This is a genomic window from Pseudomonas sp. LBUM1653 (assembly GCF_059716115.1).
This window is the reverse complement of record NZ_CP166803.1, coordinates 1,041,327-1,054,754: the sequence shown is the minus strand read 5'-3', so window position 1 is coordinate 1,054,754 and position 13,428 is coordinate 1,041,327. Positions and strand designations below refer to the sequence as shown.

Here is a 13,428-nt window from a genome sequence, read left to right as displayed (position 1 = left end):
GATCTGACCATGACCCGCTCATTACGCATCCTCTACATCGCCCTGTTCCTGGTGACCTTGCTGGCCCTGGGCCTGTGGTCGGTTCGCAGCTTCCTCGGCTTCAGCACCAACGCCGATGCGACGGTGCTCAACGGCCGCTGGAGCAAAGCCGTGGAGACGCACTACGACGACGAGTTCCCGATCAAGCGCCTGGGCACCAATCTCTGGGCCGCGCTGGATTTCAAACTGTTCAACGAGGGTCGTCCGGGCGTTGTGCTCGGTAGCGACCAGTGGCTGTACAGCGATGAAGAATTTCATCCGACCGTCAACGAAGAGTTGAATCTGCAAGGCAACTACGCGCTGGTCGAAGGCGTGCGCCAGACCCTGAAAGACAAAGGCGTGAAACTGGTGATGGCGGTGGTCCCGGCCAAGGTGCGCCTGTACCCGGAACACCTCGGTGAGGTGAAACCGGCCAGCATCCACGCCAACCTGTACCAGGACTTCCATAAGCGCCTGGCCGCCGACCGCATCCTTGCCCCTGATTTGCTGGGCCCCTTGCAAGCGGCCAAGCGCGACGGCAAGCAAGTGTTCCTGCGTACCGACACCCACTGGACCCCGGAAGGCGCCGAGATTGCCGCCAACCGCCTGGCCAAAACCATTTCCGACAAGTACCCGCTGAGCGGTGAACCGCAAGACTTCGTCACCGAGCCTGCGGAAAAAATCACCCACAAGGGCGACCTGCGTCTGTTCCTGCCGCTGGACCCGCTGTTCGAAAACCTGATGCCGAAGCAAGAACCTTTGCAGAAGCGCAACACCGTTGCCGCGCAAGACCAGCCGGCCGGTGACGACGCCCTGTTCGCCAACACCGAGGTGCCGGTTGCGCTGATCGGCACCAGCTACAGCGCCAACCCGAACTGGAACTTCGTCGGCGCGCTGAAACAAGCGCTGCGCAGCGACGTGGTCAGTTACGCCGAAGACGGCCACGGCCCGATTCTGCCGATGCTCAGCTACCTCAAAAGCGATGCTTTCAAGAACAGCCCACCACAAGTGCTGATCTGGGAGTTTCCTGAACGCTATCTGCCTGTGAACAACGAAATCGGCGACGCCGACCCGCAGTGGGTCGCAGAGCTTAAACAAGCCGGCGCCCGCCAACAAAACGTAGCCGCAAACACTAAATCCGAGACGCCCGACCGGGCGCAAAACTGAAAGAGAGAGGTACTACCATGACTTTCACTACTACTCCTCGTCGTCTCGCCAAGACTTTTGCTTTGGTTGCTGGTATGAGCGTGTTGTCCATGCAGGCCTTTGCCGCGGGCGATTCCGCGCTGTACGGCCCGACAGCACCGAAAGGCTCGTCCTTCGTGCGCATCTACAACGCCAGCAACGCCGAAGTCAGCGCCACTGTCGGCAGCACCAACCTGAGCGAAGTCGCGCCGCTGTCGAGCAGCGACTTCAGCTTCATGCCGGGCGGTGACTACAGCGCCAAGGTCGGCAGCCAGACCCTGCCGGTGAAGCTGGCCGGCGACCATTATTACACTCTGGTCAATAACGCCAGCGGCGCGCCACAACTGATCGAAGAGCCACCGTTCAAGAACAAGCAGAAATCCCTGGTGCGCGTGCAGAACCTCAGCGACAAGGCGCTGACCCTGAAAACCGCCGACGGCAAGACCGACGTGGTCCCGAACGTGGCCGCCAAGGGCCGTGGCGAGCGTGAAATCAACCCGGTGAAAGTCAGCCTGGCGCTATACGATGGCGCAACGAAAGTCGGCGACGTGAAACCCGTCGCCCTGGAACGCGGTGAAGCCGCAGTGCTGTACGTCACCGGCAGCGGCAGCAGCCTGTCGCCGGTCTGGGTAAAACGCCCGGTATCGACGCGCTAACAATTTTTTCGGACTGCACCGAGGCCGCTGAATAAACGGCGGACCCTGTAGGAGCTGGCTTGCCAGCGATGGCGTCCTCAAGGGCCCCATCGCCAGCAAGCCGGCTCCTACAGGAGGGTCGGGTTGGCAGTTCGGACACGGAACAAGAACAAGAGTGAAACGACACAGCGTTCGTAGCTCTAACCAAACGATTTTCAAGGAGTAACAACATGATTCCGGTGATCTTGTCAGGTGGTAGCGGCTCACGTCTTTGGCCGCTTTCCCGTAAGCAGTTCCCTAAACAGTTCCTGGCCCTGACTGGCGAACACACGCTGTTCCAACAAACCCTGGAGCGCCTGGTGTTCGCAGGCATGGACACGCCGATCGTGGTCTGCAACAAGGACCACCGCTTCATCGTCAACGAGCAGTTGGCCGCGCGCAAACTGGAAACCCAACGCATCCTGATGGAACCGTTCGGCCGCAACACCGCGCCGGCCGTAGCGCTGACCGCGATGATGCTGGTCAACGAAGGCCGTGACGAGCTGATGCTGGTACTGCCGGCCGACCACGTGCTGGAAGACCAGAAAGCCCTGCAACGCGCCCTGGCCCTGGCCACCGTCGCCGCCGAAAACGGTGAAATGGTGCTGTTTGGCGTACCGGCCACCAAACCGGAAACCGGTTACGGCTACATCAAGTCGACCAACGATTCGCTGCTGCCCGAAGGCGTCAGCCGCGTTTCCCACTTTGTCGAAAAACCGGATGTCAAACGCGCCACCGAGTATGTCCAGTCCGGCGGTTACTTCTGGAACAGCGGCATGTTCCTGTTCCGCGCCAGCCGCTTCCTCGAAGAGCTGAAGAAGCACGATCCGGACATCTACGACACCTGCCTGTTGACCCTGGAGCGCAGCGCTCAAGACGCCGACACCGTTAGCATCGACGAAGCCACTTTCGCCTGCTGCCCGGACAACTCCATCGACTATTCGGTCATGGAAAAAACCCAGCGCGCCTGTGTCGTGCCGCTGACTGCGGGCTGGAGCGATGTCGGCTGCTGGTCGTCGTTGTGGGAAGTGAACGCAAAAGATGCCAACGGCAACGTCACCAAAGGCGACGTGGTGATCCAGGACAGCAAAAACTGCATGATCCACGGCAACGGCAAGCTGGTGTCGGTAATCGGCCTGGAAAACATCGTCGTGGTCGAAACCAAGGACGCCATGATGATCGCCCACAAGGACAAGGTCCAAGGCGTGAAACAGATGGTCAACACCCTCAACGAACAGGGCCGCAGCGAAACCCAGAACCACTGCGAAGTCTATCGTCCGTGGGGCTCCTACGACTCGGTGGACATGGGCGGACGCTTCCAGGTCAAGCACATCTCGGTCAAACCGGGCGCGTGCCTGTCGCTGCAGATGCACCACCACCGTGCCGAGCACTGGATCGTCGTCAGCGGTACGGCTGAAGTGACCTGCGATGAGAATGTGTTCCTGCTGACTGAAAACCAGTCGACTTACATTCCGATTGCCTCGGTTCACCGTCTGCGCAATCCGGGCAAGATTCCACTCGAAATCATCGAAGTACAATCGGGCAGCTATTTGGGCGAAGACGATATCGAGCGCTTTGAAGATATCTACGGGCGCTCGACCCCGATTGAGCGTGGCGTGTCGGTGAAAACCATCGCGCAGTAAGCGATCGAATAAAAAGCCCCTGTCCAGTCCGCTGCGTTCCCTATCCGCAGCGGGCTGGGCGGGGGCTTTTTTGTCCGAGTTTTTTGTTTCCCAGTCTGGCCTCATCGCGAGCAAGCTCGCTCCCACAGGGTTTTGGATTGGTCGCAGACTTTGTGTTCAACTTCGGTTTACTGTGGGAGCGAGCTTGCTCGCGATGAGGCCGGCACATCCAGCGCCAAATCAAGACCATCGCCAACCCCACCCGCGCTTAGGTAGGATGGTCCTCTCCATTCCCGAGGTTTGCGCGTCATGTTCATCGGCGTCCTGCTGGTCATCACCTGGCTGATCCTGTTGCTGCGCTATCCGACCAAGGCCTTGCCGGTGTCCATGGCGGCTGCCGTGGGCCTGGGCATCGTCGCTACCTGGGTGATCTGGATGGATCACCGCGAGCTCAAGCAACTGGAGCGCCTGGAGTTGCGCATCAGCTACGCACCGCAACACTGCCCGGCAGACCGACCGCTGCAACTGACCATGAACAACGGCAACGATGTACCGCTGACCGAATTACGCTGGCGTGTCGCGGCTTATGCGCCGGGCGACACGGTCAATCTCGCCGACAATCAATACACCGCCCCACGCTATCGCGGCCCAGGGGAATTGCAGGCCGGTGGTAGTTGGGAAGACTGCCTGCCGCTGCCGCCGCTACGTCCCGGTTATCGACCGGAAACCCTGGAGTTTCGCGCCGAGCGTTTGCACGGTAGTTTCTCCGACTGACCTATTCCCATTTTGCACAAGGACCGCGCCATGCCCGTTGCGTTGATTACCGGTTGTTCCAGCGGCATCGGCCGCGCCCTCGCCGATGCGTTCAAGGCTGCCGGCTATGAAGTCTGGGCCAGTGCCCGCAAGGCTGAAGATGTTACAGCGCTGACCACCGCCGGGTTTACCGCCGTGCAACTGGACGTCAACGATGGCCAGGCACTCGAACAGTTGAGCGAACGGATCAACCGGCAGCATGGCGGCCTCGATGTGCTGATCAACAACGCCGGCTACGGCGCCATGGGCCCGTTGCTCGATGGCGGGGTGCAGGCGATGCAACGACAGTTTGAAACCAACGTGTTCGCCATCGTTGGCGTGACTCGGGCGTTATTTCCGGTGTTGCGTCGGGCCAAAGGGATCGTGGTGAACATCGGCAGCGTCTCCGGTGTGCTGGTAACGCCGTTCGCCGGTGCCTATTGCGCGTCGAAAGCCGCGGTGCATGCCTTGAGCGATGCCTTGCGCATGGAGCTGGCGCCGTTTGGGGTGCGGGTCATGGAAGTCCAGCCCGGTGCCATCGCCTCCAGCTTCGCCAAGAATGCCGGGCATGAGGCGGAGCAATTGATCAGCGAGCAATCGCCCTGGTTCCCGCTGCGCGAAGACATTCGGGCACGGGCCAAGGCCTCCCAGGACAATCCGACGCCGGCCAGTGAATTTGCTGCCGGATTGCTCAAGGCTGTGCAGCAGCGTAAACCGCCGCGTCTGGTTCGTTTGGGCAATGGCAGCCGGGCGTTGCCGTTGTTGGCGGGGTTGTTGCCCAAGGGCTTGCTGGAATCGGGGTTGATGAAGCGCTTCGGCTTGCGTGGGCAACTTTGAGACCGAGTCGACACTTTCGCGAGCAGGCTCGCTCCCACAGTTGAAATGCATTCCCCTGTGGGAGCGAGCCTGCTCGCGAAGACGTCAGAACAGTCGCTGCAGAATTTTCAGGAAATAACATGACCGACTTCACCGAATACTTTGAAGAAGTAATCCAGGCCCACGTGGCCATCGAACAATGGCTGGCCGAGGAACGCGACGCGTCCGAACTCGACCAGTTGCTGACGCGTTTTTCAGCGCAATTTTCCATGGTCTCGCCGTTAGGACGGGTGTTGGATTTTGCGGCGTTGAACGAGTTGTTCCTGATGGCGGGCGGCAAGAAACTCGGGTTCAGGATCGAACTCAGCGAGTTGCGTGGCATCGCGTTGCATGACGGCGGTGCGACCGTCAGCTATCGCGAGCAACAGACCGATGCGACGGGACAGCACTCGGATCGCCGCTCTACCGTGGTGTTCGAGAAGGAGGATGGGAAAATTTTCTGGCGGCATTTGCATGAGACGTTTTGCAAGGAGTAAGACCGACTCGCGTCGGACCGCAGCCACGACACCCAATATTTAGCCCCTGTCTACTGTCAGAGTTGACAGTAGACGACCTCCATCATCTCAGCTCAAAGTTGAGTCGCTGAAAACAGGTAGGTATTTGAGGACGGGTCTGGGACCCGACTACGTTAGCAACCTGCGATCAGTTTACTTCCCGGCAACTGAAGCATGATGCAGGAGGGAGTCGACATGACTTCCCAGCTCCTACCCAATACTTGCGCCTACACAACGGGAAACCGCGATGAAGCCCCGGGGTCGAGCCGAGGTCAATTCGCCCCGCCAGGCATTGCCGGGGTCGACGGCCGGATCTTTCGGGTTGGCTGGTCAAGATCACCTGACTACCGGGTTCCCCCCCTGGAGATTCAGTGCATCGCCAGTCATGGCGCCTGGGACAAAAACTTCGGTGACAATGGACGAGTAATCGTCAGAAACACGAGCGATCGCGCGCCCTGCATTGGCGGGGCGACTGTGATTAAAACCCTTGCCGGTGGAAGCATTATCGCTGGAGCCAACTACTCAACAGGCACGTGCGGAGTCGAAACAGCGACGCTTCTCAAATTTGATGCCCTGGGTTTCCCGGTAAAAACGTTCGGCAATGGGGGGCGGGTTGAAATGAAACTGCCGGATGCAGCGGCCTCCACGTCTCTAAACAATTGTCATATCCTGGATAACGGCCGAATCCTGGTCGCCGGCCATGCGCAGCCGCAGGGAGAGCTGAAGCAGGGGCTTCTGGTGATGCTCAATCCCGACGGCACACTCAACTCGAAGTTTGGTATTGGCGGATTCCTCCTGATCGGCCGCCCCAATGCAGACACCGGGTTCTACGCGATTGCGCAACAAGACAGCAATAAGTTTCAGGTTGCCGGAGGTGCGGGTCAGTCCCGACAACGGGAGTTCTCGATTGACATCGATGATCGCGGCAGCCTGACGACGCCGGCTATTCGGAGCGCTGTTTCACCACCACCGTGCACGTAATCCCCGCCGCCAACAGCACCCCCTCCGGCACTTCATCGATGTGAATCCGCACCGGCACCCGTTGCGCCAGGCGCACCCAGTTAAACGTCGGATTCACATCGGCAATCAACTCGCGACTTTCCGGGTTGTCGCGGTCGTAGATGCCGCGCGAGATGCTTTCCACATGGCCCTTGAGCACTTCGCCGCTCATCAGTTGCATGTCGGCCTTGTCGCCGACGCGCACGTGAGGCAGTTTGGTTTCTTCGAAGAAGCCGTAGACCCAAAACGAGTTTATGTCGACCACGGCCATCTTCGCTTCGCCGATGCGCGCGTAATCGCCGCGATGCACATTCAGGTTGGTCACGTAACCGTCGACGGCTGCACGGACTTCAGTGCGCTTGAGGTTGAGCTCGGCGGCTTCCAGTTGGGCCTGGGCGTGCTGGTAGTCGGCCAGGGCCGAGTCGGCGATGTTGCTGGCGTCGTCGCGGTTTTCCCGGGAGATCACCAGGTTGTCCAGGTCGGCGCGGCGATGGGCGTTGACCTTGCGCATCTCCCACGTTGCCTTGCGCGAAGCTACCAGGGACTGCGCCTGCTTGACCGCGAGACGGTAGTGCTCGGGGTCGATGCGCATCAACAGATCGCCCCTCTTCACCAATTGGTTGTCGCGCACCGGTACGTCCACCACATCGCCGGTGACGTCGGCGGCGACGTTGATGATGTCGGCGCGCACCCGGCCATCGCGGGTCCACGGGGTTTCCATGTAATGCACCCAGAGTGTGCGGCCGATCCATATCGCCAGGGCCAGCACCAGCAGGGTCGCAAGCAGGCTGAAAAGCTTTTTCATCAGGGCATTCTCAGTGGTAGACAGTCAGCGCCAGGGCGCCGAACAGACAGGTAAACAGACTCAGGCGCAGCAGCGCCGGGTGCCAGAAGAAGCGGTACAGGTCGAACCCGGACAGGAAGCGGTCCAGTGCCCAGGCCAACGCCGCCGCAATGAAAAACATCAGGGTCATGGTCGGCATGTACACGCCGTGGAAGGCGATTTCACGAGGCATGTTCGAGTCCTTGGGGCTTGGTATTGGCGTAGGCGTAGGCGGTGAGCGGTGATTGCGGATCCAGCAGCGAGGTGCGGATGAAGTGCAGGTAGCTCTTGACCCGGCGCAGCGCCGAGGTATCGAAGTGCGGGGCGAAAGGTTCGTCGGTGGCTTGTACGCGGCTGATGGCGTGGTCGACGGCAATCAGGGCGCGCTCCAGATTGCTCTGGCCAGGTTGTAGAAACAGCCGCAGCAGCGAACGCCCCATCACCCGGATGGACTGGCGCCACGGCTGGGATTCGGCATAAGCAGGGTGCACCGGCAGGATCGCCTGTTCCTTGCGCAACTCGATGATCGCGTGCCCGACTTCCAATACCACGAACATCCAGCGCAGCAGATTCCGCTGCACTTGTGGTTGCCCCGCCGCAAAGCCGTAGGCCTGATGCACCAGGTCGCGGGTGCGGCTTTCGAAACTCGACGCCAGGCCCTTGAGTTTGCCGTTGATGGCGTACACCACCTGGCCACGCAGGTCCTGCTCCAGGCGCCGCCACAGCCAGCGACTGTTCGGCGGCAGAATGATCGCCCCGGCCGCCGCGCACACCAGCATGCCGATGACCATGGCGATGTAGTCGTTGATGAAGGTGTACGGGTTGTACACGGTGAGGTTGTCCGGCACCGACCCGGTGCTGAAGAAGATCAGAAGCCCGAGGCCGACACCGGCGTACTGCGGCCGCGAGCTCAGGAATGAACCGAGCACGATCACGGGCGCGAGCATCACGCACAGCAACGGGAAACCGTCGATCCACGGGAAGATGAAAAACATTTCGACGAAGCCGATCAGCGCCCCGATAAACGTCCCGCAGGCCATCTGGAACGCCATGCGTTTCGGGTTCGGCGTGGCGGCGGACAAGCCCACGGTGGCGGCGGCGATCAACGTCATGGTCGCCCCGCTCGGCCACGCCGTCGCCACCCAATAGCTGCCCAGCACCACCAGAATGAACGCGGCGCGAATCCCCGAGGCCGCCGACACCAGCCAGTTGGTTTGCGGGGTGAACGGTTCGTCCCAGCGTTCGCGCTCATGACTGTGATCGGCCAGCGATGCGTGGGTCTGTGCATAACTGTGCAAGTCGTCGACAAAGCGATAGAGCAATTCGTACGCGGTGTGGAAATCCAGCAGCTCGGCGTCGCTCGGTCCGCTCTCCAGGAAGATTGCCCGCAGGCTGCGCACCCGCGCCGGCAAACCGGCCTTGTAGGTCGTCAGCGCCGTGACCAGGCGCGCCGCATCGGCACTGGTCAGCGCGCGGCCGCTAAAGCCGTCGAGCAATTCGGCGAGGTCTTGCAAACCTGGCTTGATGGCCGCCACGGCGTGATCGGTGTCACTGCTGCGCAGGCGTTCGAGCAACTGGTGCAAAGCGTTGAAACGCGTGGTGATGCCCATGAACTCGCTGTTCAAGCGACTGAGCCGGCCGTTGCGCCGACGCATGTGCGGGTCTTCGAACACCGTGACACTGCGCAGCCCTTCCAGGCCCACCGCTTCGGCAATGAAGCGCACGTTACCGGCCTCGAAGGCCTCGCGCTGACTGCGACCGCGCAAGCCGTCGGTGACGAACAAGGCGAATACCCCGAAGCGCTGATACAGAGCATTGCGCATCGCGGCACTGGCGGTTTGCGGCAGGATCGCGGCGCTGACCAGGGTCGCGCAGAGAATCCCCAGGGAGATTTCCAGCACCCGCCAGACCGCCGCCATGAACGCGCCATCCGGATGGGCCAGCGCTGGCAACCCGACCATCGCGGCGGTGTAGCCGGCCAACACAAAACCGTAGGCGCGGAAGTTGCGGCAACGCGCCGCGCCGGCCGAGCAGATACCCACCCAGATCGCCAGCGAGCCGAGGAACAGTTCGGTGTTCTGCGCAAACAGGGCGATCAACGCCACCATCACCGCCGAGCCCGTCAAGGTACCAAGAAAGCGATAGAAACTCTTGGCGAACACCTGGCCGCTTTGCGGTTGCATGACGATGAACACGGTGATCATCGCCGTGCGCGGCTGCGGCAGTTCCAGACGCATGGCCAGCCACAGGGTCAGGAAAGCCGCGAACAACACCTTGAAAATGTAGACCCAGGTGACGCCGTCGCTGCGTGCCCAGTCGAAGAAGCCTCGGCGCCATTCAAGGGAGTGCAGCCAGCGCAAGGGTGCGGGCAAGGGCGTCATCAGATCCTGCTCAAAGAAATTAAGTCCAGACTCGGGACCTGTGGGAGCGAGCTTGCTCGCGATTGCGATCTGACATTCAACATTGATGTCGACTGACACTCCCTCATCGCGAGCAAGCTCGCTCCCACAGGATTTGTGTTCAACGCAGAAGGCTCGGGGTTTTCGGTGCGGCTGTCTGGCTTTCCTTGGGCACATCGTTTCCCGCACCAAGCCCACCGCCCAGGGCCGTCACCAGTTCTGCATGGGCACTGAGGCGTGCAGCCTGAACCTGCTGCTGCACTTGCTGCTGCTTGAACAACAGCGTCTGGGCATTGAGCACATTCAGGTAATCGGTGAGTCCGCGCTGATAAGCGATCATCGCGATGTCGTAGGTCTTCTGCGCGGTGGCCACGGACTCGGCGGCGAAGGCCTGCTGCTTGTCCATGGACTCGCGGCGGATCAACTGATCGGAGATGTTTTTCAGTGCGTTCACCAACGTCTGGTTGTACCTGGCCACGGCGATGTCATAACCGGCCGAGGCTTCACCCAGCTCCGAGCGCAAACGCCCGCCGTCGAAGATCGGCAGAGAAATGGCCGGGCCGACGCTGTAATTGAGCTTCTTGCCGGTCAAGAACTCCAGGGCTCCGCCGCCGGTAGCCATGTAGCCCAGGCTGCCGACCAGATCGACATTCGGGTAGAAACCGGCATGCGCCACCTCGATGCCCCGCGCCTGCGCTGCCACTTGCCAGCGACTGGCAACCACGTCCGGGCGTTGGCCGAGCAATTGCGCCGGAAGCGTCGACGGCAGTTTCAGTGCGGCGCCCAGCGACAGTGTCGGCCGCTGCAACTGCGCGCCCTCCCCTGGCCCTTTGCCTGCCAGCGCAGCCAGTTGATTTCGACTCAGGGCGATTTCTTCGTCCAGCGCGTCGAGCTGACGGTGGGTTTCCGGCAGTGGCGTTTGGGCCTGGCTGACTTCGAAATGGGTACCGATGCCGCCGTTCAAACGCTTCTGCGCCAGGTCGAGGATTTGCTCTTGCTGCTTCAATGTCGCTTCGACGATGTCCCGTTGCGCGTAGTGCAACGAGAGTTCGATGTAGACGCGCACGATATTGTTCTGCAATTCGAGCTGCGCCTGACGCGCTTCGGCGACCGTCATGTGGGCCATGTCCACGGCGCGCTCGGTGGCATTGCTTTCACGCCCCCACAGATCGAGGGCGTAGCTGAAACCCAGTGCCGCGTTGTTGTCCCAGGTGGTGCTGTTGGCCAGCTCACCGGGGCCGTAAAACTGATCGGTCGGCCAGTTGTGGCGCTTGAGGGTGGACTCGCCGTTGATCTGCAGCGACTCGGCCGACTCGGCAACACCGGCCATGGATTTGGCCTGACGCACCCGCGCGGCCGCCATGGTCATGCTCGGGCTGCCTTGCACGGCGAGGTCGATCCAGTGGTTGAGTTGCGGGTCGTTATAGGCCTGCCACCATTGGGCGGTGGGCCAGTGCGCATCCTGGGCCGCGCTCTGGATGGCGTCGTCGGTGGCCAGTGAATTGGCCTCCAGCGCCTTGCCCTGCGGGGCAATACCTGCGGTTCCGATGCAGCCGCTGATTGCCAGGGTTAAAGCCAAAACACTGAGCGGCTGAAGCGCTCTGCTGATGCGACGCGGCACTGCTGAAAATTCCTGAGGTGAGGGGAATATGTAGGAGCGAGGCTTGCCCGCGAAAGGCGCGCCGCGGTTTCACAGGTACACCGCGTTATCGTTCTTCGCGAGCAAGCTTCGCTCCTACAAGGGACCGGCGTAATTCTAGGGGTGAGCTTTGATAGCGATAAGCTGGGATTCCTGTGAATCTTTGTTACCGTTAACGCGATAATCCCTTTGTAGGGGTCTCAGCCCCTGAAACTTCGTGTCACAATTTGCCATCGAACCCGAGAGCACCCCATGGACACATTGCAAAACATGCGCGCCTTCAGTTACGTGGCCGAGGCCGGCAGCTTCACCGCCGCCGCCGTGCAACTGGACACCACCACGGCCAACGTATCGCGCGCGGTCTCCAACTTGGAAGCCCACCTGCAAACCCGTCTGCTCAACCGAACGACTCGACGCATCGCCCTGACCGAAGCCGGCAAGCGCTACTTGCTGCGCTGCGAGCAGATCCTGACGTACGTCGAAGAAGCCGAAGCCGAGGCCAGCGACGCCCACGCGCGCCCGGCCGGGCAGCTCAAGGTGCACACCATGACCGGCATCGGCCAGCACTTCGTGATCGACGCCATCGCCCGCTATCGCAAGACCCACCCGGACGTGACCTTCGACCTGACCATGGCCAACCGCGTGCCGGACCTGCTGGACGAGGGCTACGACGTGTCCATCGTGCTCGCCAGCGAACTGCCGGACTCCGGTTTCGTTTCCCAACGTCTGGGGATTACCTACAGCATCGTTTGCGCGTCGCCGGCCTACGTCAAAGCCAACGGCTGCGCGCAAAAACCCAGCGACCTGCTGAACCACGCCTGCCTGCGCCTGGTGAGCCCGGTCATCCCCCTGGAAAAGTGGGCCTTCGATGGTCCCGACGGCCAGGAAATGGTCACCATCAACAGTTCGCCGTTCCTGGTGAACTCGGCCGACGCGATGAAAACCGCGATCACCAGCGGCATGGGCGTCGGTGTACTGCCGCTGTACGCTGCCATCGACGGCTTACGTGACGGCACGCTGGTGCGGGTGATGCCCAAGTACCGCTCGCAGGAACTGAACCTGTACGCGATCTATCCGTCGCGGCAGTACCTGGATGCGAAGATCAAGACCTGGGTGGAGTACCTGCGTGGGTCCCTGCCGGAGTTGTTGGCGGCGCATCAGGCGGAATTGGCGGCGTATGAATTGAGCGGCAGTCTCGCCGGGGCGCGAATGGCGACCTGATCGACAGGCAATAAAAAACCCGGACCAGGTCCGTAATGCTGTTCACTTTAGGTTGGGGGGCATTTGACTTGGGTGTATATCCATTGCTGCGGTAACGGCCACCTATGGTTCCGCTCTTACAGCGGGTCACTTGGAAGAGCCTGTAGGAGCGAGCATGCTCGCGATGAACCTGAGAGCACCGAGGGGTGTCAGGTGCCCAGCGTCATCGTTGACGACCATCGCGAGCATGCTCGCTCCTACAGGGCCCGCCGCGATGGGCCATCCTTGGCCCAGCGCGGCTAAACCGGCATCCATGCCGGTTTACCCACTGCGCAGAACCTCCACTCAGCCTCTCGATGTGGCAAGAAAATCAAAAGCCAAAGCAAAAGCGAGGCGGCCTTAAAGCCGACCTGGCTGTGGATGCGCGCACTTGACCTGATCGTTCCCACGCGCAGCAAAGGAATGCATCCTGTGACGCTCCGCGTCACCATTGCGCATGGCTCAGGTCATGCGTCGTCAGCGGAACGCGGAGCGTCCCTGGCGGCATTCCCACGCAGAGCGTGGGAACGATCACATCACAGGGGGGGTATCCGCAAAAGTCAGGTCGGCTGTCAGGCCGCCTCGCTTTGGCTTTAGATTTTGGAGGCCCCGTTAAACCACGATGGCCGAACGCAGGCATTGCGCAGTGGGTAAACCGGCAGGACGCC

Annotated in this window: 12 protein-coding genes; 8 read left to right on the top strand and 4 right to left on the bottom strand. The window is 61.1% G+C overall.

Going from position 1 to position 13,428, the window contains the following annotated elements:
• Positions 1-9: 9 nt before the first annotated feature.
• From ACA054_RS04690 to ACA054_RS04660, 7 genes are all read left to right on the top strand, one after another.
• A complete protein-coding gene (locus ACA054_RS04690; RefSeq protein WP_497688391.1) occupies positions 10-1,185 on the top strand; it encodes an alginate O-acetyltransferase in 1,176 nt (391 codons plus the stop codon).
• A 17-nt stretch (positions 1,186-1,202) separates the two neighbouring features.
• On the top strand, positions 1,203-1,859 hold the full coding sequence (locus ACA054_RS04685; RefSeq protein ID WP_497688390.1) for an alginate O-acetyltransferase AlgF: 657 nt from the start codon (positions 1,203-1,205) through the stop codon (positions 1,857-1,859).
• 209 nt (positions 1,860-2,068) lie between these two features.
• The gene (locus ACA054_RS04680) at positions 2,069-3,520 is read left to right on the top strand and encodes a mannose-1-phosphate guanylyltransferase/mannose-6-phosphate isomerase (protein ID WP_497688389.1); all 1,452 of its coding nucleotides are present in this window, start codon (positions 2,069-2,071) and stop codon (positions 3,518-3,520) included.
• Between the two features lie 288 nt (positions 3,521-3,808).
• On the top strand, positions 3,809-4,273 hold the full coding sequence (locus ACA054_RS04675) for a multidrug transporter (protein ID WP_497688388.1): 465 nt from the start codon (positions 3,809-3,811) through the stop codon (positions 4,271-4,273).
• A 30-nt stretch (positions 4,274-4,303) separates the two neighbouring features.
• Positions 4,304-5,128: an SDR family oxidoreductase gene (locus ACA054_RS04670; RefSeq protein WP_497688387.1), complete on the top strand. Its 825-nt coding sequence runs from the start codon at positions 4,304-4,306 to the stop codon at positions 5,126-5,128.
• Positions 5,129-5,247: 119 nt separating this feature from the next.
• The gene (locus ACA054_RS04665; RefSeq protein WP_497688386.1) at positions 5,248-5,643 is read left to right on the top strand and encodes a DUF4440 domain-containing protein; all 396 of its coding nucleotides are present in this window, start codon (positions 5,248-5,250) and stop codon (positions 5,641-5,643) included.
• Between the two features lie 213 nt (positions 5,644-5,856).
• Entirely contained in the window at positions 5,857-6,642 is a 786-nt protein-coding gene (locus ACA054_RS04660; RefSeq protein ID WP_497688385.1) for an NHL repeat-containing protein, read from the top strand.
• On the opposite strand, the gene ACA054_RS04655 is transcribed toward ACA054_RS04660, so the two are convergent.
• The 4 genes from ACA054_RS04655 to ACA054_RS04640 all read right to left on the bottom strand — a co-directional run bounded on the left by ACA054_RS04655 (position 6,605) and on the right by ACA054_RS04640 (position 11,503).
• A complete protein-coding gene (locus ACA054_RS04655) occupies positions 6,605-7,465 on the bottom strand; it encodes an efflux RND transporter periplasmic adaptor subunit (protein ID WP_497688384.1) in 861 nt (286 codons plus the stop codon). The two genes, ACA054_RS04660 and ACA054_RS04655, sit on opposite strands and share 38 nt — an antisense overlap.
• A gap of 10 nt (positions 7,466-7,475) precedes the next feature.
• On the bottom strand, positions 7,476-7,676 hold the full coding sequence (locus ACA054_RS04650; protein WP_008153498.1) for a DUF1656 domain-containing protein: 201 nt from the start codon (positions 7,674-7,676) through the stop codon (positions 7,476-7,478).
• Complete coding sequence (locus ACA054_RS04645) at positions 7,666-9,864, bottom strand: FUSC family protein (protein ID WP_497688383.1); 2,199 nt, start codon at positions 9,862-9,864, stop codon at positions 7,666-7,668. Before ACA054_RS04645 ends, ACA054_RS04650 begins: the two co-directional genes overlap by 11 nt.
• A gap of 139 nt (positions 9,865-10,003) precedes the next feature.
• Positions 10,004-11,503: an efflux transporter outer membrane subunit gene (locus tag ACA054_RS04640; protein ID WP_497688382.1), complete on the bottom strand. Its 1,500-nt coding sequence runs from the start codon at positions 11,501-11,503 to the stop codon at positions 10,004-10,006.
• A 270-nt stretch (positions 11,504-11,773) separates the two neighbouring features.
• Between ACA054_RS04640 and ACA054_RS04635 the strand changes: the two genes are divergently transcribed.
• On the top strand, positions 11,774-12,742 hold the full coding sequence (locus tag ACA054_RS04635) for a LysR family transcriptional regulator (protein WP_497688381.1): 969 nt from the start codon (positions 11,774-11,776) through the stop codon (positions 12,740-12,742).
• The last annotated feature ends 686 nt before the right edge of the window (positions 12,743-13,428 follow it).

Bases quoted from the DNA above. Each gene is read 5' to 3' on its own strand.
- ACA054_RS04690 (WP_497688391.1), top strand. From the start codon at position 10: ATGACCCGCTCATTACGCATCCTCTACATCGCCCTGTTCCTGGTGACC.
- ACA054_RS04685 (WP_497688390.1), top strand. From the start codon at position 1,203: ATGACTTTCACTACTACTCCTCGTCGTCTCGCCAAGACTTTTGCTTTG.
- ACA054_RS04680 (WP_497688389.1), top strand. From the start codon at position 2,069: ATGATTCCGGTGATCTTGTCAGGTGGTAGCGGCTCACGTCTTTGGCCG.
- ACA054_RS04675 (WP_497688388.1), top strand. From the start codon at position 3,809: ATGTTCATCGGCGTCCTGCTGGTCATCACCTGGCTGATCCTGTTGCTG.
- ACA054_RS04670 (WP_497688387.1), top strand. From the start codon at position 4,304: ATGCCCGTTGCGTTGATTACCGGTTGTTCCAGCGGCATCGGCCGCGCC.
- ACA054_RS04665 (WP_497688386.1), top strand. From the start codon at position 5,248: ATGACCGACTTCACCGAATACTTTGAAGAAGTAATCCAGGCCCACGTG.
- ACA054_RS04660 (WP_497688385.1), top strand. From the start codon at position 5,857: ATGACTTCCCAGCTCCTACCCAATACTTGCGCCTACACAACGGGAAAC.
- ACA054_RS04655 (WP_497688384.1), bottom strand. From the start codon at position 7,465: ATGAAAAAGCTTTTCAGCCTGCTTGCGACCCTGCTGGTGCTGGCCCTG.
- ACA054_RS04650 (WP_008153498.1), bottom strand. From the start codon at position 7,676: ATGCCTCGTGAAATCGCCTTCCACGGCGTGTACATGCCGACCATGACC.
- ACA054_RS04645 (WP_497688383.1), bottom strand. From the start codon at position 9,864: ATGACGCCCTTGCCCGCACCCTTGCGCTGGCTGCACTCCCTTGAATGG.
- ACA054_RS04635 (WP_497688381.1), top strand. From the start codon at position 11,774: ATGGACACATTGCAAAACATGCGCGCCTTCAGTTACGTGGCCGAGGCC.